The sequence below is a fragment of the Gracilibacillus salitolerans genome (assembly GCF_009650095.1).
Lineage (GTDB): Bacteria > Bacillota > Bacilli > Bacillales > Amphibacillaceae > Gracilibacillus > Gracilibacillus salitolerans.
Window position 1 is genome coordinate 3,441,722 of record NZ_CP045915.1, and the last position, 23,596, is coordinate 3,465,317.

A 23,596-nucleotide genomic window follows, 5' to 3' on the forward strand; every position below is an offset into this window, starting at 1 on the left:
ATTAGTTCATTTATTTCAAAAAAACGAGGTGGAAATTATGACAAAAGAAACAAAGGTTGAAGTGAATCCGAGACGTGTTTTAAGTAGTGGCAACTCTATGCTTTATGGTCATTTTATCGAGCAGTTTCATCGCCAAATTTATGGAGGAATTTTCGACCCTGATTCACCTCTTTCAGATGAACAAGGGTTCCGTCAGGACGTACTAGATGCTTTAAAAAATATTGGAACTCCTATTGTCAGATGGCCAGGTGGATGTTTTGTATCCAACTATCATTGGGAAGATGGGGTTGGAAAACGGGAACCTTTTTTTGATAAAGCTTGGAGAGTAGAAGAACCAAACCTGTTCGGAACAGACGAATTTGTTGCCTTCTGTCGCTTGATAGGAGCAGAACCATATATTTGTACAAATGCAGGAACTGGTACAGCAGAAGAGATGAGCAATTGGGTAGAATATTGTAATCTCAAAGAAGAAGGAAAATACGCAAAAATGAGACAGGAAAACGGCCTTAAAGAGCCATTCAACGTGAAGTACTGGAGCATCGGTAATGAAAACTATGGTAATTGGGAAATTGGAGCAAAAGACCAAAAAGAATGGGCCCGGTTAGTATTAGAATCCGCTAAAATGATGAAACGAGTAGATCCCACAATTGAATTACTCGCTGCCAGTATTTCTGACTTGGATTGGAATATCAATCTTTTAAAAGAAGCTGGAGACTTTCTAGATTGGATTTCTATTCACGGTTATTGGGATCGACTTCATGAAGTGGACAACCCTTCCCCATATGAAACTTGTATGATCCATACGTTAGAAATAGAAGAACAAATTTTAAAAACAAAACATATTCTAGGTTCACTCGGTTATCTAAACAAAATCAAGATCGCTTTTGACGAATGGAATTTACGGGGATGGCATCATCCAAATGTCCATAGAGGAGATTGGATGGCCGATGATATTATTACATCAAGAGATCGAAATGATATTAATTCTACCTATACAATGGCAGACGCTGTTTTTAATGCATGTTTCCTAAATACTTGTTTAAAACATAGTGATGTTATCGGAATGGCAAATTTCGCGCCTGTGATTAATACTCGCGGTGCTATTTTCACACATGAAGATGGACTTGTCTTACGTTCTACTTACTATGTATTTGAGTTATACACGAAATGTATGGGAGATAAGATTGTCGATACTTGGACTTCACAAAATGATTTCTTTGAAGTTAAGCACGGAGGAAAAACGTATCACGTACCATCACTAGATGTCATTGCTACAACAAGAGAAGGATCAGAAAACGTAAGAATAGCGATTATTAACAGACACCCAAATGAAAAAAGAGTGATTAACATAAAAAATAACATTCAATTCGAGAATGGAACCGTCTATTCCATAATAGGCTCTTCTAAAGATGCATACAATGATATAGATCAACTGGACAATTGTAAAACTGTCCAACATACGGTGAAAGTAAATGCATATGAAGCAGCTGTAGAAGTGGAGCCTCATTCAGTTAATGTATTGGTATTTGAATAATCAAATGTTGACCCTGTTTGGACTCTTTTATGGAAACAGGGTTTCTTTCTGTTCTACTAATCTTCGAAACCTCTCCCTTCCTTTCCTCAAGTATACCAATTAGATTACATTTATATTACAATATTGAAAACCAAATAATTTTATTGTATTCTATTGTTAATAAATTAATGTACCATTATAATTATTTTTATATTTAATTAACAATTTTGATAACATTATTATGAATATATAGGTATTAACCAACACCGATTAATATTTTTATTTATTAATATAAAATGGAAACGCATACATTGCGTTAGTGTATTTTGAAGGGAGGAATGTGATGGGGAATTCATAAGTGATTGTAATAAAAATTTAGAAGGGAGCATTTACATGAAATCTATTATTAGAAAATCGATTTTATTATTTCTCGTATTTATGTTAATTCCAGCGACAGTAGGTGCGACAAAAAATTCACAGCAATCTGACAACAGTAATAAACCTGGACAACCCTCGGAAGGTCCTGTTCCTCATTTTAATAACGTATCCGTACATGATCCTTCCATTATTAAAGACGGTGATACCTTCTATGCTTTTGGTACACACATTGAAGCAGCAAAATCTAAGGATCTTATAAGTTGGGATAGATTCACCAATGGTTATACAACCCCTGATAACACACTGTATGGTGATCTATCAGAAAACCTAGCAGGCTCTTTTGAATGGGCTGGAGAAAACGATGCCGATAGCGCTGGCGGTTTTGCTGTATGGGCACCTGATATCTTTTATAATGAAGATTATGTCAATGAAGATGGATCAACAGGTGCCTATATGATCTATTACAGTGCGTCTTCAACATACATTCGTTCTGCGATCGGCTATGCCGTTTCACAAGATATTGAAGGACCTTATGAATACGTAGATACTGTTGTATATTCAGGATTCACAGAAGAAGAAGCTTATGATAATAATAGTACTATTAATAAGCAATGGGAAAACACAAATATTTCTTCCTTAGTAGAAGATGGTACATTAGCAGAAGAAAATGACGACTGGTTTAGTAGTGATGGATCATTTAATAATACGATGTACCCTAATGCAATCGATGCCAACCTATTCTATGATGAAGATGGAAAGCTTTGGATGACTTATGGTTCATGGTCTGGCGGTTTATTCTTATTAGAAATAGATAAAGAGACCGGTCAGGTTATTTATCCTGAAGAAGACGGTGAAACGGAAGATGGCAGAATGATCGACCGCTACTTTGGCACCAAAATTGCCGGCGGTTACACCAAATCAGGTGAAGGACCATATATCGTATACGATGAAGAAACTGGCTACTACTATTTATACGTAACCTACGGCTGGCTAGGTGCAGACGGCGGATATAATATGAGAGTTTTCCGTGCAACAGCTCCAGAAGGGCCTTATCTAGATGCCAAAGGGCAGGATGCTGTACTTCCTGGTAATGTATCGAACCACACATATGGTAATAAAATAATGGGTAATTTTATGTTTGACAGAAAAATTGGAGAAGCTGGCGATGGAGATGGCTTTGGATATGTTTCTCCTGGTCATAATTCTGTTTATTTAGATGAAGATACAGGAGAACAATTGCTAGTCTTCCATTCTCGTTTTCCTAATCAAGGTGAAGCACATGAAATGAGAATTCATTCCATTTTTATGAATGAAGACGATTGGCCAGTTGTATCTCCTTACCGTTACACAGGAAAAGCACTTGAAAAAGTTAATAAACAAGACATAGAAGGTTTGTACAAATTCATTAATCACGGGAATGAATACTCTGGTGCCATAGAAACTTCTGAGTATATTACTTTAGAGAAAAACAATAAAGTGACTGGTGCTGCAGAAGGAACTTGGAAGAAAACAGATCACAATCAGGCTGAAATCACACTTGATGATGAAACATATAAAGGCGTATTTGTTCCTCAATGGGATGAAGTATCAGAACAATATGTGATGACATTTACAGCAATTTCTGATCAAGGAATAGCTATTTGGGGAAGTCAGCAAGCGGATAGAACTGATGCTGAAGTTGTGAAAGCTATAGAAGAGGAACTTAATTTAGGAAATACCAATGAAGTAGTTAGTGATTTAGAATTACCTACAGTGGGTGCAAATGGAGCAACAATTAGCTGGGAAACATCAGATGAGTCGGTTATTACCAATACTGGCGAAATCGATCGTCCTTCAGAAGAAGTAGGCTCTTTAAACGCAACATTAACTGCTACCATAACACAAGGAGAAGAAACAGCTACAAAATCCTTTGAGATTACGGTGTTGCCCTATCAAAATGCGGAATTGACTAGTCATTTTCCTTTCGACAGTAATTTATCAGATCAGCATGGTGACTTCGGAACTGGTACCATAACGGGGGATCGAATCACCAATACTGGCGGGTCCATTTCCTATGAAGAAGGTGTAAGTGGACAAGCAATCTACTTTGATGGTGATTCTGGTGTATTATTACCAGATAATTTGATTACGAACCATCAATATTCTGTTTCTTTCTGGGTAAACCCTGAAGACCTGTCAACATACACAACTACTTTCTTCGGAGGAGAATTCAGCAGTTGGATTAGTATGTTGCCACAAGGACCTGCAAGTGACAGAACTATGCTATGGTCAGGTGAAGCATGGTATGACGCTCCAAGCAGCTACACGATTAATACGAACGAATGGACACATGTAGCATTCTCTGTCAATAACGGAACGGTTAAATTATACTTGAACGGTGAGGAAGAATTCGTAGGATCCAACTTCCCAGATATATTTACAAATGCAGACGCAGATTTCAGCCTTGGAGTAAACCACTGGGATACGCCATTTAAAGGATATATCGATGATTTACAAATTTTTAATGGAGAACTATCACCGGAACAACTAAACCAACTTTCATCTCAATAGTGAAGTAAAAAGCTCTTTTCCAACTATGGAAAAGAGCTTTTTTAACTATTTATAGGAACTTTCCTCAAACAATTAGTGACATTATGGTAAAGTAAAAAGAAGAGATAATCTAACGATGGAGGTTTTGCTAATGCCAGTCAATCCTTATTTAATGTTTAATGGAAATGCTCGTGAAGTAATCGAATTTTATGAAAAAACTTTTCAAACAGAACCAGCTGAAATAATGACTTATGGGGACATGCCAGTACAGAAGAAGGAAATACCAGAAGAAGTAAAGCCATTAGTCGTTCATGGAAGAATTTTTGTTGATGGAACACCGATTATGTTTTCCGATGTGACGCCAGGTATGGAATACAAAGAAGGTAATAATGTTAATCTTACTGTTGTATCTGATAATGTTGAGTTGATACAACACGCATATAAGATCTTACAGGAAGACGGTAAATTGGAAATGGAAATGCAGAAAACTTTCTGGTCGGAGAATTATGCAAAATTAACGGACAAGTATGGGATCCACTGGCAATTAAGTACGGAATAATACAGGAAAGCGCTATTGAACCTATTCAATAGCGCTTTTTTAACTATATAATCAGTCTATATCTGATAGTGAAACTTTATAAAGTATGTCATCATCCTCTTCTGGATTTCCACGTCCATCAGTATTATTCGTAATAATATATAAGTTATTATCCTTAATTAATACATCTCGTACTCTGCCAAGTTCTGAAACAACTTCCTTTTGGTCCCCTGTTTCAAGATCAAATTCTATTACAGCTTCCCCTCTCAAAGTAGCTACATATAATTTACCATCGTGATAATCGATACCAGATGGAGCCCAAGTTGTATCTGCTCCTGAGGTAAATAATGGCGTAATCATACCTTGTTGCTCTTCCTTGCCTTCAATGATAGGCCAACCATAATTCTGACCAGCTTCCAATTTATTTACTTCATCATTCGCACTGTTGCCATGTTCACTTGCATATAGTGTACCATCTTTATCCCATGTTAAGCCTTGAGGATTACGGTGTCCAAGACTATAAACATAAGAATCTTCAAATGGATTATCGGCAGGTATTGAACCATCAAGGTTCATTCTCAGGATTTTTCCACCTAATGATTCATTTTGCTGGGCAATTTCAGCATCAGATGCATCCCCAGCTGTGGCATATAATTTATGATCAGGCCCTATCTTTAACCTTCCTCCATGATGATAAGCTCCACTTGGGATTTTATCGAGTAACACCTCTTCCTCCGTCCATGTATCGTCATCTAAACGAAGTCTCACAATCCGATTAAATTGACCTGTATCATCCTTATAGGTGTAATAAGCGTATGCCAGATTGGATTCAGAGAAATCCTGATCAAATACGAAACCTAACAGACCCGCTTCTGCAGCGGTGGCAAGCTCTTTTTCAAGTTCAACATTTTGTCTTTCGACTTGTCCATTTTCAATCTTCACAATACTTCCTGGTCTTTCCGTTAGGTAAAAAGTGTCATCTGCTGTTTCAATGGCCCATGGAACATTCAGATTTTCTGCAATCACTTCCTGCTCTTCTGCAATTTCCGTTATATCTGATTGGTCTTTATTCTTAGTCTCACTGGAGCTATTTGGCTGTTCTTCAATCAATTTTGGTTGTTTATCTGCGGAGCAAGCAGTGATAAAAAATAGAATAAATAACAATATGAACCATTCTCTATTCAACATTATTCACTCCTCAAAATAAGTTTGTATACTTAAGTACCATGTTAACTCTTCCAATCTTTAAATGCCAATTTCTGAGAATCTATTTTTAGTAATAGATAAATCTAGCTTTTTTCAAAATCCATGCTACTATTAAGTAAAAAACTAAATATGGAGAAATGAAAAATGAAACTAGTTTCTTTTAACGCCTTTCGAACGATTGGAATACCAGGAGTACGCTATATTAAGCCAGAGCATATGTTTAATGAGATCGATATAATTAAAGAAGCAGATCTTATTCTGTTTCCGGAAACATGGCAAGTCTCAACTCTTGTTTATGGGTTGAAAAAGCAAATTTTCCCGAGCATTGAGACGATGCAAATCGGTGCTAATAAAATTGAGATGACCCGGGCACTGTGGTCGGTTGCGAAAGAGAATGTTCCTTACACAGAAATTTTGGCAAGTACAGATAGAAATATCGCACATATTTTAGAGACCTTTCCCTTCCCTTTTGTTGCGAAAGAAGCAAAAAATTCGATGGGAAAAGGGGTATTTCTAATTGAAAATAATGCACACTTTATAAACTATGCTCGTAATAACGATGTACTCTATGTGCAAGAATATTTGCCGAATGACGGGAAGGATTTGCGTGTTTGTGTCGTTGGTGATCAAATTCATGACGCTTATTGGCGTATTGGGCTCGAAGGAGAATTTCTCCACAATGTAGCAAGAGGTGGAGAGGTTAGTCATCAATTTATTCCGGCAGAGGCATTGGCATTAGTTTCGAAGGTTGCCAATCTATTACATATTGATCATGCTGGATTTGATATTCTAGTAAGTGAAGGGAAATATTATATTTTGGAGTTTAATGTGTTGTTTGGGAATCAAGGACTAACAAATCAAAAAATGACAGTTGCACAAGCAATTCACCATTATATATCGAAACAGTTTGTACCACCACACCCAACCTCACCTACACCAGGAAAAGTTATTTCTTAAAGAAAAAAACGTGCAGAAAGAACAGAGTCTGTTAATCTGAACGAGTTAGATCTTTTGATTACTCTTAGGATTTGTTGTTTATCTTGATTTATTCAACAAATCTTTTACCCCTCCACGAAGATTTGTTGTTTATCTTAATTTATTAACAAATCTTGATCGCTCTTAAATTTATTTTCTTCACTAAATAAAATAACAAGCACCAGTTCCAAATACTGTGGTAATACTTTTGATAACATATAAAAGCCAGCATATTATTACTTGTATGCTGGCTTTTCATTATGCTGCTTTTTCTGAGTCTTTCATATTAGTTTGATCTGTCTTTCTAAAATTAAAAATAACATTTAAACAAATTGCTGTTAAGCTCCCAATTACAATTCCGCTTTCGGTTAATATCGTTATACTTTCAGGCAATCCAGCAAAGATTTCTGGTACAACTGTTACACCTAATCCCATTCCTACAGAACATGCAACAATTAATAAATTTTCTTGTGATGCGAAATCAACATTACTTAACATTTTAATCCCGTAAGCAATGACCATTCCAAACATCGCTACCATTGCTCCCCCTAATACTGCACTTGGGATAACCAACGTTAATGCCCCAATTTTTGGTACAAGGCCAAGTAGAATCAACATAACTCCTGCTGTGTAAATAACATTATTAGTGCGTACGCCGGATAATTGAATTAAACCGACATTTTGTGAGAAGGTTGTATACGGAAAAGAGTTAAATATACCACCGAATATAATTGCGACACCTTCTGCACGATAACCTTTTTCCAAATCTTTATCTTCCAACTTCTTATCACATATATCTCCTAAAGCAAAATATACCCCTGTTGATTCAACTAGACTTACAATAGCTACTAGCGTCATCGTTAAAATAGGTGTTAAATGAAACTCAGGTGTTCCAAAGTGGAATGGTGTTGGCAAATGCAGCCATGTACTTTCTCCTACAGGACTTAAATCAACCATTCCCATAAAATAGGCCGTTACAGTTCCTAATAATATACCAAGTAATATAGCAATTGCTTGAACAAAGCCTTTACCAAAACGAAAAATTAACAAAATCACGAGTAGTGTTCCAAAACCTAGTGCTAAATTAGTGAAGCTACCATAATCAGCACTTCCCTCTCCCCCAGCCAAATCATTCATTGCTACTGGAATTAACGTAATCCCTATAATCGTGACGACAGAACCGGTAACGACTGGTGGGAAGAACTTGATCAACTTACTGAAAAATTTCGCAATTAATACGACTACTAAACCTGATACAAGAATCGATCCATAAACGGAAGTAATACCATATTGATTCCCAATTGCGATGATCGGACCAACTGCTGTAAAGGTACAACCTAAAACAACAGGTAAGCCAATCCCAGTGAATTTATTCTTCCAAACCTGTAGGATACTCGCTACCCCACACATTAATATATCAATCGAAATCAAGTAAGTGAGTTGCTCATTTGCAAGACCGATGCTCGCTCCGACAATCAAGGGTACAATTACTGCCCCCGCATACATTGCTAACACATGCTGTAAACCTAATGATGCCATTTTCCCTTTTGTTAATTTCATTGTGCATACTCCTTCTCGCTGACAAATTCAATACTTTTGTTTCCCAAAGATTTTATTCGTGCTAACGACTCTATCTGATAACCTTTGTTACGTAATATGTCTCCACCATCTTGAAAGGCCTTTTCAATCACAATGCCAATACCTGTTACCTCTGCATTTGTTTTTTCTACGATATCGATAAGAGCTAATGCTGCTTGTCCATTGGCAAGAAAATCATCAATGATTAATACATGATCATCTTTGCTCAGAAATTTTTCTGCAACCGATATTTCGTTTGTTTCTTGTTTTGTATAAGAATAAACAGTAGAAGTGATCAGCCCGTCCTTTAAAGTAAGAGATTTTTTCTTACGGGCAAAAACAACTGGAACATCTAAGATTAATCCCGCCATGACAGCAGGGGCTATGCCAGATGATTCAAGTGTAACGATTTTTGTAATCTTTTTATTTTCAAATCGTTTGACAAATTCTTTGCCTATCTCATGCATTAATTGTGGATCAATTTGATGATTAAGGAATTTATCCACTTTTAACACCGTATCTGAGAGTGCTACCCCTTCTTCGATTATTTTCTGTTGTAGTTTTTCCATGATCGTCACCCCAATTTTAAAAATAAACAAATAAAAACCCAAAGATCGATACTCACCTTATGAGATGAGCAATGATCTTTGGGTATTGTTCGTTATTGGTAAAAATATGAATTGCCATAACGTCCATTGCTCACTCATAGTCAGATCATTTACGGTAATCTGGTAGAAACTTGTAGGCCGTATCCCTACGATTATACGAGTGAATATTATAAAAATATTGTTTCTATATTGTAACACGTTATTGTTTGTTTTCAAGATGTTTTTCAAGTTTTTTCGGTTAAATCACGAATTATTTCCGTTTTATTCATCAGAATATTCGTGATTGCGCCTGTGATAACGTAACAACACATTACCTGATTGGAATACGTTACTATCTATTAGCTGTAATGTTATGGAATGGTTTAAACCGCTCCATAACCTCTTACCTGCTGCCAATGCAACTGGATTAACGATCAAATGGTACTCATCGACAAGTCCATACTCGGTTAAAGCTGACACCAAATCTGAGCTACCCAACACTAACATATCCTTTCCGTTTTGCTTCTTTAATTGCCTCAGTTGTTTTTCGAATTCCTTTCCAGTGATTAAGCTGGTATTTTGCCAGGTTACCTGATCTAATGTATTAGAAAATACGATTTTATCATACTGATTCATCCTTTCAGCTGTCTCTGGAAATTTCTCATAAGCAACGGGAGTTTGCCAAAAGGCTTCCATATGCTGAAAAGTTACTCTTCCAAATAATAAAGTATCCACTTTTCTAAAGAGCTTATCGTTGTACTGATAATATTCGTTATCTATTACATGCCAATCTAATTCATGATGAGGTCCTTCGACCAAGCCATTCACTGTTATCATCATCTGACTTATGATTTTTCTCATTCTATTCTCCTCTCTTTCGGTATCGCAATAACACGATTCCCGAGGCAAAGGATCGAGCTTCGATTAATTGTAATGTTAGTTGCTTGTGAAACATCGGTTTACCACCTCCAAGGGTGACAGGGTGGACATATAGCCAATATTCATCGATTACATCTAATTCCATCAAAGTTTGTGCTATTGTTGCCCCTCCGAGAGACAAGTTTTTTCCAGGTAATGCTTTTTCTTTCTCGATTTCCTCTCGGAGGTTATCTTTTACTATTTTACTGTTCCACTCCGCTTTATCTAATGTTTTGGAGAAAACAATCTTTTTCATATCAACCCACATGCGCGCCCACTCTTTATCCTGGGAACTACTTTCAGGATCGTCCACCACGTATGGCCAGTGACCAGCCATATTTTCATATGTTTTTCGACCATATAGATGTGTATCAAACGTTTTTTCCTGGTCGATAATATGTTGAAATACTTCCTCGTCAGGCTTGCTCCAATCAATACTTCCATTCTGATCTTCCATATAACCGTCGACAGACACCATTTGGGAATAGATTACTTTCCTCATTATAATTCTCCTTTTCTATTTTTCTTCTATTTTAGCAATCCACAGAACAGAAATTTCTTAAAAATTGCTTGATTATGTCATAAAAACTTAGGCAAACAAAAACACCAAAGGTTAATCTTTGGTGTAGGGTTTATGCTCTTCTATTTCTGACACTTTCTTCCAGACAGCGGACAATGAAGAACGATAGGATTCGTTTATTTTATACGTATATACTAGCTTAGGTTCTTCCTTGATTTCTTTCTTTACAAGCCACATTTCACACAATTCATTCAATCTCGTAGAAAGTATTCTTGGTGATGGGTTGCCCAGCAGCTCTAATATAGATTGAAAGCGAGCATACTGATGTAATAAAGCTAGCAAGATAGGCCAATTCCAGGTTTTTCGATGTAATGGTCCGTGGTTAATGGCTTCTTCAGCCGCTTGGATGACCATTGCGATTTCTAATAAGCTGTTCCCATACGGAGTCAATTTGTATTCAGGCAATAATGGATGTCGTCGTTCATAGGGTGTTAAACGCTGCACTACTTCCGCAGAAACTAGCTTTGTCAAATTATCACTTAGTCTTGATGGTGATATCCCAAGCTTTTTTTGCAGTGGTGTAAAACGCCCACCCGAAGACTGTAAATGAATAAGTATTGGCAGAACCCAGCGCCCGGATAGTAGATGTGTAAATTGAATTGCTTCTTTTACATGCATTTAGTCTGTTAAAGTTTGTGATAATTCAAAACTGTTGCCATCCGGATCCTGGAAAGTTGCCAATTTTACAAGGTTAGGGATTGTTTCAATCTCGCCTGTAAATTGAATGCCTCTTTCCTTCAATTCTACATAAGTCTTTTCAATATCTTCTACTTCAAATACAGCTGATGAAGTGACAGGTGCGATCGTTTCTGCTTCAGCAAAACCTATGCAATAATCCTTTGTGTTCGTTGTGATCATCGCAATCCGCTGTTCCTCATCCTTAAAATCTAAAGAAAATCCCAATCCCTCTGTAAAATACTTAACTGACTCATCCATGCTCTTTACATTGTACCAAATGGTTAAACCTGACTTATACATTTCTTTGACTCCTTCCATTTATTTGATACCGTAATTATATCCACTATAAAAACGGTAGTCAATAGATAAAGGTGAAATTTTCCAATATTTTTAAACCGTTTATAAAACATACATTTATAAATAATTCATGAAATATATTGATTGATTTTTTTAAAATGGAGGTACTACCATCGCCTCTAAAACGAAATTCACCAAGGAGAAGCGTATTTGGGTGAAAATCCTGATCAACCAGATTCCACGAATGAAATATGGGTAGCAATTAAATAATAAAATAATAAACAAGGCTGAATTTTACTCTAAGGTAAAATATCAGCCTTGTAACTTTTGGTAGCCTTTTAATGTAGTTAATAAAAACTGTTGATCATATCCCGATACTTTATTAATTCTAGTAGCCCACTCTTCTATACTCTTAAAAGATGGTTCTTTAAATAAACCCTCGCTTGTGCTTAAATAAGCTTCCCAATCATTAAATTCCCAGTGAGCAGTCTCTGCCTTATAGGGAATCCTGCATTCAAATAATGGTTTTGGATCAATTGTATGTTGTGAGAATTCGGCAGCAAGTAAAAACTCCTCCATGTTTACTGGTTGTGGATCATAGGATTGACGTGAAACTTTCCCATTCGGTCTTTGATAAGTAATTTCAATTTGATTTTCTGTGGAAAATACCTGGACATTAGCAGCCGGAAAAAAGCCACTTAACGATTCATTTGTATAGTCTGCATGCTGTGTTTCCATTAAAATTGGCTTAATCCATTGATCACCTAAGTCGCACAAATATCTATTCCCTTTTTCATCTAATGCCATAACCGCAGCATGCGCCTCCTCACTATGTAAATCATGGCCAATTGGATAGGCGGTAATACCGTCTTTTTGAAATACATCTATTAACCATATAGCAAGGTCAAAACAGTTCCCTGTTATTCCGTATTGTTTATAGTGATCTTCCATCAATGCTACATCTCGCTGCTTCTTTTCGGTATTTTGATAGAAATACCACATTTTCGTTAAGGTTTCCATCGGGTAATGATCAAATTTGTGCCATGTATCTAGAATATAACTCGGTGCATGCATGCTTCGGTTCCCCCACTTTTCATTTTATTGAAAACTTGCTACTACATTTGTCTTTTATTATACCCCAATTACTATTAAGCTACGAGTCTTCCATTAAAAGGGATTCATACTACGCATGAACGATAGTAAGCCTACCATTCCCATTGATAAAAGGGGAAATGACAGGCTTTGCTGGCGTTCATATCACGTATTCAAACTAACAACAACTTTGATCTTCTGATTTTAAATCGTCTTTTTTCTTTTCATTTTGCTCTTTATCGTGGTTAGGTTTAAATTCCTCAAACTCTACACCACAACATGACTTATCAGAAGAAGAAAATATATTTTTCAATCCTTTTTTGTCTACCATATTATCACCTCCTTTAAAGAATGAGTTGAATCATAAAACCAGTCGAAATAGCGACAAATAAGATAGATAATACAAATGCAATAACTAGCTTACGCTTAAATAATTTGCTCAGTAAAACCACCTCTGGCAAGCTTGCTCCTGCTCCACCAATAAGCAGTGCAATGACTGCTCCGATACCCATTCCTTTAGTAATCAATGCATCACCAATTGGCAACATCACTTCGGCGCGAATGTACATCGGGATTCCGATAATCGAGGCGATTGGGATGGTCCATGGTTTATCACTACCAGCAACCTGGATAATGAACGATTCCGGAACAAAGTTATAGATAAATGCACCAATAAATACACCTAAGACAAGAAATGGTAATACCGGAATAAAAAATTCCCATGCATCCTGTAGTGCCAGCTTCCACTTGGGAACAGTTGATTCAACCTTAGTCGAATCTTTTCTTCTGACACGAACATCTTTAACTAATGTACGAAAGCCAAATTTTTCCCAAACAAAGCCAATTACCATGGCAAATATCCAGACAATAACGAAATAATACACCGTTATCTCCCATCCTAGAAATGTCCACAGTAAGATGACGATTACTGGATTCAACAAAGGTGAAGCTACCAAGAATGACATCGATGGTCCAAATGGCGCCTTAGAAGATAACAATCCAGCTAATATAGGAATAGTCGAACAAGAACAAAAAGGCGTTAAAGCACCTAAACCAGTACCATATAGATAGCCACTCCATTTATTTGGTCGGTGAAGTATTTCTTTAATTTGTTCTTCTGTCACTTTTTGTTGAATCAAGCTCACCATAAAGCTGATCACAATAAATAGTACAGTCAATTCTAAAAATAAAAATAGGAACTGTTGAATAAACGAAATAAAGCTTGACATCTTTTGCCTCCTACCTTTTTTATATTAATACCGATTAACAACTATTGTATATTGCAACTATTATTTTTTTATTATCCTCCATCCTTTAGAATGGAGGATAACAACACATATCACTTTTTCGCATTATTTCTGTTAGATCTTTGATCTCCGTCCTCATACTAGTCATTTTCTCCTCTGGTAAATGTTTAAACATATCCATAATACTTGTTGTCATCATCTCAGTGATCTCTTCCTCTAACGCTTTACCCTTTTCCGATAATTCCAACGTGACATAACGTCGATCTTCAGGATGTGGCAATCGGACTACATACTCTTTTTCCACTAATCCATGGATATGACGACTTGTAGTACTGTTGTCTAAACAAAGCCTTTGGGCTAATTCATTTAATGTCATATGATGGCCCTGTTTAATTTCATAAAGAATATGACTTTGAATGGTTGTGACTCCACAACATTGGGAGCTTTCTTTTTGCAATAATCCGAACTGTCTTGAAAGAATCACAAACAAATGACGCATTTCTTGAATATCCTGTTTTTTGTTACTACTTTTATCCATTTTTATCACCTAATTGCAGTATATGTTAATTAGTTGTATTTTGCAACTATTAAGTTTGCTTTAAACTGGAAAATTTTTCGTGATTTCTATTGACGTCTAAATTTTTTGAATATATAATTATTGAGCATTGAAAAAAATTACAATTAAAGGAGGTGCGGCAAAATGAATAGTACACATATGAACCTTAATCTTGTTATCTCACAACAATTGAATAATAATGCCGTGACTTCCTTCGAATCGAAAACTACTAGCATGTAACGTTTATTACTATAATTCAATAATAACGAAAACGAAGATCACGGATTCGTTCGTGATCTTTTTTTTGTTGTCAATATTTTAAGTTGGCAGCGAGGAACTTGCTAAAAGTGTATTCCTTTCAGCGTATACGTCATGAACGTATACGCTTTTTTTGTTTTTTAATCAATGCAAAATAATAAAACAAAGGAGGAAAAATGATGCTACAAACAGTGTTTTACCTGTCAGCAAACGAAATAAAGAGGATGGACGGCGGATAGCAATATATAAGAAAGTGATGTTTACGGCAGAAAGGAGAGAGAAAAAATGTTTTCCGTTTTCAACAAATTATCTTGGTTCTTCAAAGAACAATGGATGCGCTATACGATTGCAATTACTGCATTAATCATCGTTAGTTTTATTGACTTGATTCCTCCCAAACTAGTGGGGATGACGATTGATGCCATTCAATACAATGAACTGACAGCAGCACAATTAACCGAGATCATGGTTATATTTATTAGTTTAATTATCATCAGTTATGCGATTATGTTTCTTTGGGACTACAATCTATTTGGAGGTTCTTTATTATTAGAAAGAAAAATGCGTTCCAATTTAATGAGCCATTTTCTAAAGATGAGTCCGAGATTTTATAGTAAAAATCGCACCGGAGACTTAATGGCACGCTCCACCAATGATTTAAAAGCCATTATGATGACTGCCGGTTTCGGAATTCTTACTTTAGTAGATTCTACCGTTTTTATGTTATTCATTATCCTGATGATGGGCTTTACCATCAGTTGGCAGCTGACGCTTGCCGCTTTGATTCCCATGCCAGTTATGGCTCTTATCGTTCACAAGTATGGAAAAATTATTCATACACGTTTTACGGCAGCACAATCTGCCTTTAGCGAATTGAACAATTATACACTAGAATCTGTGCGTGGCGTCCGGGTAACACGTGCTTTTGTCCAAGAAAATCATGATCTCGAACGATTTTCTGGAATGACAGAAGAAGTGTTTCAAAAAAATAAAGCAGTCGCCAAAATGGAAGCATTCTTTGAACCTACCATCAAAGTATTAGTTGGAATTTCTTATACGATTGGGTTAGGTTACGGAGCATTAATGGTGTTTGAAAATCGGATTTCGCTTGGAGACCTGGTAGCTTTTAATGTGTATTTAGGAATGCTAATTTGGCCAATGTTTGCGATTGGTGAGTTAATTAACGTCATGCAACGTGGTAATGCTTCGATTGACCGTGTTGATAATGTACTCACACAACAATCCGATGTTCAGAATCCAACAAAACCAGCATTCGTTAAAGTACCTGAGGTAATTCATTTCAAAAATGTAATATTCACTTATCCTGGAGCAGTTGGAAGGCAATTAGACAACATTAATCTCACCATAAACCGAGGTGAAACAATTGGTATTGTTGGCAAGACAGGGGCGGGGAAAACTACACTTTTTAAACAGTTACTAAGGGAGTATGTGCCACCCAAAGGTAAACTCACTATTAACGATACCCCGATCAATCGTTTTACACTGGATACGACACGAAGCTGGATCGGATATGTGCCGCAAGAGCATGTCCTTTTCTCTAAAACAGTAAAAGAGAACCTTTTATTTGGATGTGGTGAGAAATCAATGGAAGAAATCAATCACATTTTAGAATCTGCATCTTTAAAAGATGATATTGAAGCTCTTCCGAAGGGATTAAAAACACTAGTTGGCGAAAGTGGTGTTACCTTATCTGGTGGTCAAAAACAAAGAGTATCCTTAGCCAGAGCGTTACTAATGGATCCTGAAATATTAATTTTAGACGATTCTTTATCCGCTGTAGATGGCAAAACAGAGGCAAATATCATCACTCATCTTAGAAAGGAACGCCAAGGAAAAACAACCTTAATTGCTGCTCACAGACTCTCAGCAGTTAAACATGCAGACCAAATTATCGTCTTAGAAGATGGGCAGATAACAGAGCGTGGTACACATGAAGAATTAATGCGCCATGATGGATGGTACAAAGAACAATTCAACATTCAGCAAATGGAAAGCGAGGTGAAGTAATGAAACCTTCTACAGAAAAGAGACTATTTCGATATGCATTAACGAGTAAGAAATTTATTATTATCGGATTGCTTTGTTTGATCGTTGCAGTTGGATTAGAACTTACCGGACCATTTATTGCCAAAAGGGTAATTGATAATCATATAGTCGGCATTCAAACCAGTTGGGCACAAGTGGAAGAGAAAAATGATTCAGATACAATTGAATTAAACGATACCTTTCTGAAACGAGCAGATCGCCTGACAGAAGAAGATCAAATAATCGGTCATCGTACTCTTTTGCAATCTGGGAAAAATTATTATTTAGTTGATCAAGAAGTTCCACCGAATAGTTCGGTCCAATCTGTAAATAATGATGCGATCACTATCAGTTATAATAATACAACCGAGCGAGTAAGCGGTGAGCAATTACATGTTAATGATCTGTATACTTTTTTCCAACCGGAAATACATCCAATCGTCTTATTACTTGGGTTATATTTAGGGCTGATACTGATTGCTTCTGTCTTTCAATACTTGAAAACTTATTTGTTGCAGGTGTCTGCCAATAAAATTATTCAACGGATGCGAAATGATGTATTTGAACGTGTGGAAGAACTACCGATGAATTATTTTGTGAAAAGACCTGCAGGAAAGATAGTAGCAAGGATTACCAATGACACAGAGGCGATCAAAGAATTATATGTAAAGGTGCTTGAAACCTTTGTAAATGGCTTTATATATATGACAGGTATATTTGTTGCTCTCTTCTTATTGAACTCGACGCTAGCAGCTATTTGTTTAATCCTGGTACCGCTTTTGTTTGTATGGATGAAGTTTTTCAAGAAATATGCTGGAAAATATAATCGAGTTATTCGCTCCACTAATAGTGAAATTAATGCCTCGATCAATGAATCCATTCAAGGAATGCCTATTATTCAAGCATTTCGGAGAACAAAGGAAACACAGGGTGAATTTGAACAATTAAACACACGTCATTATATTTATCAAAAGAAAATGATTGTTCTATCCGCTTTAACTTCCTTTAATCTAGTTAACGCACTACGCGGAGTTGCTTTCGTCGCTTTCATCTGGTTTTTTGGTTCGAATTCTTTGTCTGGAGAAACTATGATAACGGCTGGTGTGTTATATGCATTCGTCGATTATCTCACCCGCTTGTTTGAACCTGTAACACAAATCGTGAACCAGCTGCCCCAATTAGAGCAAGCAAGAGTGGCTGGTGCCAGAGTTTTCGAATTGTTAGATGAGCAAGGTGAAAAGATCGAATCATTGGAAATGAAAAGAATTGAAGGAAACGTGGATTTTGACAATGTAAGCTTTGCTTATGAAAAAGACGACTATATTTTAAAACATGTCAGCTTTCATGTAAAACAAGGGCAAACAGCGGCGTTTGTCGGTCACACCGGTTCAGGTAAAAGTTCCGTTATGAATTTATTATTTCGATTCTATGATCCCCAAAAAGGTGTCATCAAAATTGATGGAATTGATACGACAACGCTCACACGACAACAGGTTCGCCATCATATTGGCATTGTACTGCAAGATCCTTTTATTTTTACCGGAACAGTACTATCCAATATTACGTTAAATGATCCTACTATTTCGAGGGATACGGCAATTACTGCACTAAAAGCAGTAGGCGCTGATCGATTCATTGAAAAGTTACCAAAACAATACGATGAACCTGTCGGAGAAAATGGTAGTCAATTTTCAACCGGACAACGCCAATTATTATCGTTTGCCAGAGCATTAGCATTTGATCCGGCGATCTTAATTTTAGATGAGGCTACTGCTAATATCGACACAGAAACGGAAGGGTTGATCCAAGAAGCAATGAAAGTGCTCGCCAAAGGACGGACGATGCTAGTCATTGCACACCGTTTATCAACCATTCAAAACGCTGACCAGATCATCGTGCTAGAACGAGGAAAAATTATTGAAAAAGGAACACACCAAGAACTATTGCAGCAACGTGGAAACTATCATCAGATGTATAAAATGCAACAAGGAACAAGTAACAAAGTTCCAGCAGTTTAATAAATACTAGCTGATTATTGGCAAGATATCATCCTTTATCTAGTAAACAGACTGAAGTATCTCATCAAATAAAGCCCCGCAATTAAGCGGGGCTCTTTATTTATGGATGTTATAACATTTTCTTTTTATTCATCTCAAAGTGAAGGAATTAAGTTGAAAAATGGCTTAATGAAGTAAAACTATATGGTTCTATTAAACACTTTTATAACATTAAAGCAATTATAAGCTCATCACGCCGCCTTTTGAAGCATTTGTTACAAGTTTTGAGTACCTTCCTAACCAACCTTGTTTGATTTTAGGCTCAAAGGCTTTTAAGGATTTTCTCCGTTCATCTAAAACTTCACCCGATACTTTTACATTTAGTGTTCTATTTGATAAGTCGATAACTACGATGTCCTCATTTTCAATTAATGCAATTGGACCACCTTCTGCGGCTTCTGGAGAGATATGTCCAATGGAGATACCTCGAGATGCACCAGAAAAACGTCCATCTGTTAGTAGAGCGACTGTACTGCCTAAACCGCGACCCATAATAGACGAAGTAGGAGCTAACATTTCTGGCATTCCTGGACCACCTTTAGGTCCTTCATAACGAATAACTACAACATGTCCTTCTCTTACTGCTCCATTATCAATCGCTTCTTGTGCTTCATCTTGAGAATCAAAGACAATTGCTTCCCCTTTAAATACTTCAATAACAGGGTCAACAGCACCTGTTTTAATAACTGCACCTTCTGGAGCAAGATTGCCGTATAAAATGGATAATCCTCCGACAGGACTGTATGGATTATCTTTTGGACGGATAACTTGTTCATTTGTAATGTCATAACCATTAACAAGTTCGCCCATTGTCTTACCTGTTATCGTAAAGCGATCCGGATGGATAGCATTAGGGATTTTCGTTAATTCATTAATAATGGCACTTATTCCACCAGCTTTATTGATATCATCCATGGAGATATCAGATGCAGGCATAATCTTCGCAAGATATGGAACACGGGCAGCAATTTTGTTAATATCTTCAAGGTTATAATCTATACCAGCTTCATTAGCAATTGCTAATGTATGAAGAACGGTATTCGTAGATCCCCCCATCGCCATATCAAGTGCAAATGCATCATCAATCGCTTCTTTCGTGATGATATCACGAGGTTTAACATCCTCTTCAATCATACGAACTAAATGTTTTGCCGCTTCACGTATCAATTCTTTACGCTTCTCGCTCGTGGCAACAACCGATCCATTCCCAGGTAGTGCTACACCTAACATTTCCATTAAACAGTTCATGGAGTTTGCTGTGAACATACCTGAACAAGATCCACAAGTTGGACAAGCATTGTTTTCAATATCGGTGAATTCTTCTTCCGTCATATTACCTGATTTATATGCACCAACACCTTCAAAAACAGATGTCAATGAAAGTTGTTTTCCGCTAGAGCTTTTACCAGCTTCCATAGGTCCTCCCGAAACAAAGACGGATGGTACATTCGTACGAGCAGCAGCCATTAACATACCAGGTGTGATTTTGTCACAGTTTGGAATGTAAAATACCCCATCAAACCAGTGTGCATTTATCACTGTTTCCGCACTGTCAGCAATTAATTCACGACTTGGTAATGAATAACGCATGCCGATGTGCCCCATCGCAATCCCATCATCCACACCAATGGTATTGAATTCAAATGGAATACCACCAGCTTCAATGATTGCTTCTTTTACGACATCTGCAAATTCACGTAAATGGACATGTCCTGGGATAATATCGATATAAGAATTGCAAACACCAATGAATGGTTTCCCTAAATCTTTCGCTTTTACCTTGCCAGTAGCATATAAAAGACTACGGTGAGGAGCACGGTCTACCCCAATTTTAATCGTATCACTTCTTCTCATCAGCAAACACACCCTTGATTTTTTATTTGTTTAATGTATTTTATATTGTATGTTGTCTGTTGTCAATGGTGTTGTATGACAAAAAAAGAACATCTTAGATGAAGCCAAGATGTCCTAAAATAAACTATTATTCAATCCCTAACTCTTCCATCGCATGCAAAATATGAATTTTCATTGCACTTTTTGCACCTTCAGGATTACGATTTTTCATAAATTCCATAATCATATTATGATCATTGATCGTGTCTTTAATTGCTAAATCTTTTTTCTTTGATAAAATAACTCCCTTATCGATAGCTTGGTAAATAACTGGCATCAGCTTTTCCATAAATTCATTATGGGTAGCCTTTACGATGGATTTATGGAACTTTTGTTCTACGGCTGTCCGATCCTCGTTGCGTTTAATTTTTTGTTCTATTTGCATTCCATAATCTAAAATACGCTTTAATTCAGTATCACTTGCTCGAACCGTCGCATAATAGGCAGCTTCTGGTTCAAAGATTAAGCGCATTTCATACAAATCTTTCGCATTTATTTTAGCATCTGCAAGAAAGCCCAGAGATTCTATATTATTTACATCAATGTCTTCTTTTACATATGTACCCTTCCCTCGTCTAATCTCTAAAATGCCATTAGTAACCAATATCCGGATAGCTTCACGAAGTGTTGTTCTACTAATATTCAACTCCTCCGATAATTCATTTTCGTTTGGAAGCTTATCACCGGGAAGAAATCTTTTCTCAATAGCAAGCATTGACATTATATCGTCTGCTACACTATCAGATAGCCTTTTTTGAATCATATACTTTATCACCCTATTTTCTTTCTAGTATAGCATATAGGTTGTGAGATCACATTTAAATTAATAATATATTATACCTTTCTGACTATATCTGTTGAAGTCCATTAGTGAATAACGCATTGTGTCTTTTTAATAGCTGATTTAAAAACGCTATTGCAATAAATGCAATAGCGTTTTTGGTTCAAACAAAACTATTAATAAGTTTACACTACCTATTTCATCTTCTTGGCTCTAAATAGTCTCCGTTTTCATAGCGTTCTTGCGCTTCTTCTAATAGCTTATCACCGCCACGATCTACCCACTCATCCACTACATTAGACCAATCATCAATTTCTTCAGCACCTGTGATCATCTTGGCCATATGTTCCATTAAGAACGGTGCAGGGACATCAGATTTTGATGATAGATTTGGCGTATCGTCTAAAGCCCTTAAACCAGGTATATACCGTATACCATCTCGACCTTCATTGGCTAAAATCGTATCATAGGTTTCCATTAATTGTTTACCTTCTTCTGACAACTCGAGTAAATTAGCATAATAGGTAGTATCTTTAATTAACCATAACCAACCAGTACGATATCTTTCTATATTTATTTCATCATTTGTTTCTGGTTGATGGTAGTTTACTTGGTCACCATCCATCTCATAGTCCTTATCTTCAATACCGTAGGAGAAAAAGGTTTCAGCTTCTTCTGATAGCATCCAATCTAGGAATTTTATAATTTCAACGGCTTTGTCCTCTGCTTCTTTATTAATCATGTAAGAGCGCGGCACACTACCGTAAAGATAATATCCTCCCTCTCCGTCTGTTCCTCTCGGAGAAGGAATAATTGCTAATTCACCGTCGGGAACACTCTCCTCCAATTGTCCTTGCCATTGCAGCAATTCATTTGCGTTCATACTCCACATACCAGCCTTACCAGAAAGCCCAGCATTTTTATAGTCATTATATTCATGTGTTAAAAATTCTGGGTGAATCAATCCTTCATCATACATCGTTTTGTAAGTCTGAATAGCAGTCGTCATATTTTCCTCATTAAAGAACTTCGGTTGCACCTGATTATCTACCAATTCCAATTGAGAATCATATGCGAAAGCATCAAATGCTCCAAAGAAAGTATCCGAATATTTAAATTCTGCTCGACCAGAGTATGGCTGTTCAATTCCCATTTCTTTAAATGTTCGCAATACATCTAACGTTTCTTCCACTGTCCAAGCTTCTTCCGGAGTAGTTGGAATAGGAATATCTGCTTCCTCTAATAAATCTGCTCTGACAATCGTAGCTCTTCTGGAAGGATTGCCCAAAAACTCCGGAATAGCATAAATAACTCCATCATCATAGGTTACCGCATCCCATGCTGCTTGCGGAATTTCTTCCAGTAAATTAGGTCCGTGTTCCTCTATGAGTTCGTCTAATGGCAGGAAAACACCAGCATCAACTGCGTCCCTCATCGTATCGCCACCTCCGTATGCTCCTGAAGTAGCAACGACATCTGGTATATCACCCGATGCAAACATTAGATCCATCTTTTGCTCAAACTCACTATGAGGTACTAATGTAATATCAAGATCCACATTAGTGATTTCCTCCAGCTTCTTCACATATTCATCCTCGTTAATGTTTGAATGATTTTCTACATGTATAAACCCTAATGTTCTCATCGAGATTGAAATATCTGTTTGATCACCACTATCTTCCCCTTCTGAATTATCCGGCTCTTCATTTTCTGATTCAGATTCATTCGTTTCACTTGATTGACATGCTGTAATCACCAAAAATAAGATACTTGCTACAATAAACAGTAACAACTTGTGTCCTAACACTCTACTTCTCATCAAAGACCTCCTTTAGTAATACAGATTATTTAGTACTTCTCAATTATATTTTGAAGCGCTTTCACGAAAA

The 23,596-nt window shown here is 36.7% G+C and carries 20 protein-coding genes and 1 riboswitch; of the genes, 6 read left to right on the top strand and 14 right to left on the bottom strand.

Annotation, left to right across the window (positions count from 1 at the left end; all coding sequences use genetic code 11):
* Positions 1-37: 37 nt before the first annotated feature.
* The 3 genes from GI584_RS16510 (at position 38) to GI584_RS16520 (ending at position 4,979) form a co-directional block, all read left to right on the top strand.
* Positions 38-1,534: an alpha-L-arabinofuranosidase C-terminal domain-containing protein gene (locus GI584_RS16510; protein ID WP_153791894.1), complete on the top strand. Its 1,497-nt coding sequence runs from the start codon at positions 38-40 to the stop codon at positions 1,532-1,534.
* Between the two features lie 372 nt (positions 1,535-1,906).
* The gene (locus GI584_RS16515; protein ID WP_153791895.1) at positions 1,907-4,441 is read left to right on the top strand and encodes a LamG-like jellyroll fold domain-containing protein; all 2,535 of its coding nucleotides are present in this window, start codon (positions 1,907-1,909) and stop codon (positions 4,439-4,441) included.
* A 130-nt stretch (positions 4,442-4,571) separates the two neighbouring features.
* Positions 4,572-4,979 carry a VOC family protein gene (locus GI584_RS16520; RefSeq protein WP_153791896.1) on the top strand — a complete coding sequence of 136 codons (408 nt, stop codon included), beginning with the start codon at positions 4,572-4,574 and terminating at the stop codon, positions 4,977-4,979.
* Positions 4,980-5,030: 51 nt separating this feature from the next.
* Here GI584_RS16520 and GI584_RS16525 read toward each other — a convergent pair whose 3' ends face one another.
* Complete coding sequence (locus GI584_RS16525) at positions 5,031-6,146, bottom strand: PQQ-dependent sugar dehydrogenase (RefSeq protein ID WP_153791897.1); 1,116 nt, start codon at positions 6,144-6,146, stop codon at positions 5,031-5,033.
* Positions 6,147-6,308: 162 nt separating this feature from the next.
* Here GI584_RS16525 and GI584_RS16530 point away from each other — a divergent pair, with 162 nt between their 5' ends.
* Positions 6,309-7,121, top strand: coding sequence for an ATP-grasp domain-containing protein (locus GI584_RS16530; RefSeq protein WP_153791898.1), 813 nt, complete (start codon positions 6,309-6,311; stop codon positions 7,119-7,121).
* Positions 7,122-7,397: 276 nt separating this feature from the next.
* On the opposite strand, the gene GI584_RS16535 is transcribed toward GI584_RS16530, so the two are convergent.
* The 10 genes from GI584_RS16535 to GI584_RS16580 all read right to left on the bottom strand — a co-directional run bounded on the left by GI584_RS16535 (position 7,398) and on the right by GI584_RS16580 (position 14,654).
* A complete protein-coding gene (locus GI584_RS16535; protein WP_153791899.1) occupies positions 7,398-8,699 on the bottom strand; it encodes a nucleobase:cation symporter-2 family protein in 1,302 nt (433 codons plus the stop codon).
* Positions 8,696-9,286 (bottom strand): xanthine phosphoribosyltransferase, encoded by a 591-nt coding sequence (locus GI584_RS16540; protein ID WP_153791900.1) that lies wholly within the window; start codon positions 9,284-9,286, stop codon positions 8,696-8,698. Before GI584_RS16540 ends, GI584_RS16535 begins: the two co-directional genes overlap by 4 nt.
* 117 nt (positions 9,287-9,403) lie before the next feature.
* Positions 9,404-9,505, bottom strand: a riboswitch (purine riboswitch).
* 81 nt (positions 9,506-9,586) lie between these two features.
* Positions 9,587-10,165, bottom strand: coding sequence for a dihydrofolate reductase family protein (locus tag GI584_RS16545; RefSeq protein ID WP_153791901.1), 579 nt, complete (start codon positions 10,163-10,165; stop codon positions 9,587-9,589).
* Position 10,166: 1 nt separating this feature from the next.
* A complete protein-coding gene (locus GI584_RS16550; protein WP_153791902.1) occupies positions 10,167-10,724 on the bottom strand; it encodes a dihydrofolate reductase family protein in 558 nt (185 codons plus the stop codon).
* Between the two features lie 111 nt (positions 10,725-10,835).
* Positions 10,836-11,420 (bottom strand): winged helix-turn-helix transcriptional regulator, encoded by a 585-nt coding sequence (locus GI584_RS16555; RefSeq protein ID WP_153791903.1) that lies wholly within the window; start codon positions 11,418-11,420, stop codon positions 10,836-10,838.
* Positions 11,421-11,780, bottom strand: a complete 360-nt coding sequence (locus GI584_RS16560; RefSeq protein ID WP_153791904.1) for a VOC family protein — start codon at positions 11,778-11,780, stop codon at positions 11,421-11,423.
* Positions 11,781-12,089: 309 nt separating this feature from the next.
* Positions 12,090-12,851: a hypothetical protein gene (locus GI584_RS16565; RefSeq protein ID WP_153791905.1), complete on the bottom strand. Its 762-nt coding sequence runs from the start codon at positions 12,849-12,851 to the stop codon at positions 12,090-12,092.
* Between the two features lie 196 nt (positions 12,852-13,047).
* Positions 13,048-13,200 (bottom strand): hypothetical protein, encoded by a 153-nt coding sequence (locus GI584_RS16570; RefSeq protein ID WP_153791906.1) that lies wholly within the window; start codon positions 13,198-13,200, stop codon positions 13,048-13,050.
* Positions 13,201-13,213: 13 nt separating this feature from the next.
* Positions 13,214-14,098, bottom strand: coding sequence for a permease (locus GI584_RS16575; protein ID WP_153791907.1), 885 nt, complete (start codon positions 14,096-14,098; stop codon positions 13,214-13,216).
* A gap of 85 nt (positions 14,099-14,183) precedes the next feature.
* Positions 14,184-14,654, bottom strand: a complete 471-nt coding sequence (locus GI584_RS16580) for a MarR family winged helix-turn-helix transcriptional regulator (RefSeq protein WP_100359679.1) — start codon at positions 14,652-14,654, stop codon at positions 14,184-14,186.
* 561 nt (positions 14,655-15,215) lie between these two features.
* Between GI584_RS16580 and GI584_RS16585 the strand changes: the two genes are divergently transcribed.
* Positions 15,216-16,958, top strand: a complete 1,743-nt coding sequence (locus GI584_RS16585; RefSeq protein WP_153791908.1) for an ABC transporter ATP-binding protein — start codon at positions 15,216-15,218, stop codon at positions 16,956-16,958.
* Positions 16,958-18,994, top strand: a complete 2,037-nt coding sequence (locus tag GI584_RS16590) for an ABC transporter ATP-binding protein (protein WP_153792995.1) — start codon at positions 16,958-16,960, stop codon at positions 18,992-18,994. Before GI584_RS16585 ends, GI584_RS16590 begins: the two co-directional genes overlap by 1 nt.
* A 219-nt stretch (positions 18,995-19,213) precedes the next feature.
* Here the strand turns inward: GI584_RS16590 and ilvD are convergent, their stop codons facing one another.
* From ilvD to GI584_RS16605, 3 genes are all read right to left on the bottom strand, one after another.
* Positions 19,214-20,887 (bottom strand): dihydroxy-acid dehydratase, encoded by a 1,674-nt coding sequence (gene ilvD, locus GI584_RS16595; RefSeq protein WP_153791909.1) that lies wholly within the window; start codon positions 20,885-20,887, stop codon positions 19,214-19,216.
* 127 nt (positions 20,888-21,014) lie between these two features.
* A complete protein-coding gene (locus GI584_RS16600) occupies positions 21,015-21,689 on the bottom strand; it encodes a FadR/GntR family transcriptional regulator (protein WP_153791910.1) in 675 nt (224 codons plus the stop codon).
* Between the two features lie 217 nt (positions 21,690-21,906).
* Entirely contained in the window at positions 21,907-23,526 is a 1,620-nt protein-coding gene (locus GI584_RS16605; protein ID WP_153791911.1) for an extracellular solute-binding protein, read from the bottom strand.
* Positions 23,527-23,596: the final 70 nt, after the last annotated feature.

Bases quoted from the DNA above. Each gene is read 5' to 3' on its own strand.
- GI584_RS16570 (WP_153791906.1), bottom strand. From the start codon at position 13,200: ATGGTAGACAAAAAAGGATTGAAAAATATATTTTCTTCTTCTGATAAG.
- GI584_RS16520 (WP_153791896.1), top strand. From the start codon at position 4,572: ATGCCAGTCAATCCTTATTTAATGTTTAATGGAAATGCTCGTGAAGTA.
- GI584_RS16590 (WP_153792995.1), top strand. From the start codon at position 16,958: ATGAAACCTTCTACAGAAAAGAGACTATTTCGATATGCATTAACGAGT.
- GI584_RS16605 (WP_153791911.1), bottom strand. From the start codon at position 23,526: ATGAGAAGTAGAGTGTTAGGACACAAGTTGTTACTGTTTATTGTAGCA.
- GI584_RS16580 (WP_100359679.1), bottom strand. From the start codon at position 14,654: ATGGATAAAAGTAGTAACAAAAAACAGGATATTCAAGAAATGCGTCAT.
- GI584_RS16535 (WP_153791899.1), bottom strand. From the start codon at position 8,699: ATGAAATTAACAAAAGGGAAAATGGCATCATTAGGTTTACAGCATGTG.
- GI584_RS16530 (WP_153791898.1), top strand. From the start codon at position 6,309: ATGAAACTAGTTTCTTTTAACGCCTTTCGAACGATTGGAATACCAGGA.
- GI584_RS16585 (WP_153791908.1), top strand. From the start codon at position 15,216: ATGTTTTCCGTTTTCAACAAATTATCTTGGTTCTTCAAAGAACAATGG.
- GI584_RS16540 (WP_153791900.1), bottom strand. From the start codon at position 9,286: ATGGAAAAACTACAACAGAAAATAATCGAAGAAGGGGTAGCACTCTCA.
- GI584_RS16525 (WP_153791897.1), bottom strand. From the start codon at position 6,146: ATGTTGAATAGAGAATGGTTCATATTGTTATTTATTCTATTTTTTATC.
- GI584_RS16600 (WP_153791910.1), bottom strand. From the start codon at position 21,689: ATGATTCAAAAAAGGCTATCTGATAGTGTAGCAGACGATATAATGTCA.
- GI584_RS16565 (WP_153791905.1), bottom strand. From the start codon at position 12,851: ATGCATGCACCGAGTTATATTCTAGATACATGGCACAAATTTGATCAT.
- GI584_RS16550 (WP_153791902.1), bottom strand. From the start codon at position 10,724: ATGAGGAAAGTAATCTATTCCCAAATGGTGTCTGTCGACGGTTATATG.
- GI584_RS16545 (WP_153791901.1), bottom strand. From the start codon at position 10,165: ATGAGAAAAATCATAAGTCAGATGATGATAACAGTGAATGGCTTGGTC.
- GI584_RS16555 (WP_153791903.1), bottom strand. From the start codon at position 11,420: ATGCATGTAAAAGAAGCAATTCAATTTACACATCTACTATCCGGGCGC.
- GI584_RS16575 (WP_153791907.1), bottom strand. From the start codon at position 14,098: ATGTCAAGCTTTATTTCGTTTATTCAACAGTTCCTATTTTTATTTTTA.
- ilvD (WP_153791909.1), bottom strand. From the start codon at position 20,887: ATGAGAAGAAGTGATACGATTAAAATTGGGGTAGACCGTGCTCCTCAC.
- GI584_RS16560 (WP_153791904.1), bottom strand. From the start codon at position 11,780: ATGTATAAGTCAGGTTTAACCATTTGGTACAATGTAAAGAGCATGGAT.
- GI584_RS16510 (WP_153791894.1), top strand. From the start codon at position 38: ATGACAAAAGAAACAAAGGTTGAAGTGAATCCGAGACGTGTTTTAAGT.
- GI584_RS16515 (WP_153791895.1), top strand. From the start codon at position 1,907: ATGAAATCTATTATTAGAAAATCGATTTTATTATTTCTCGTATTTATG.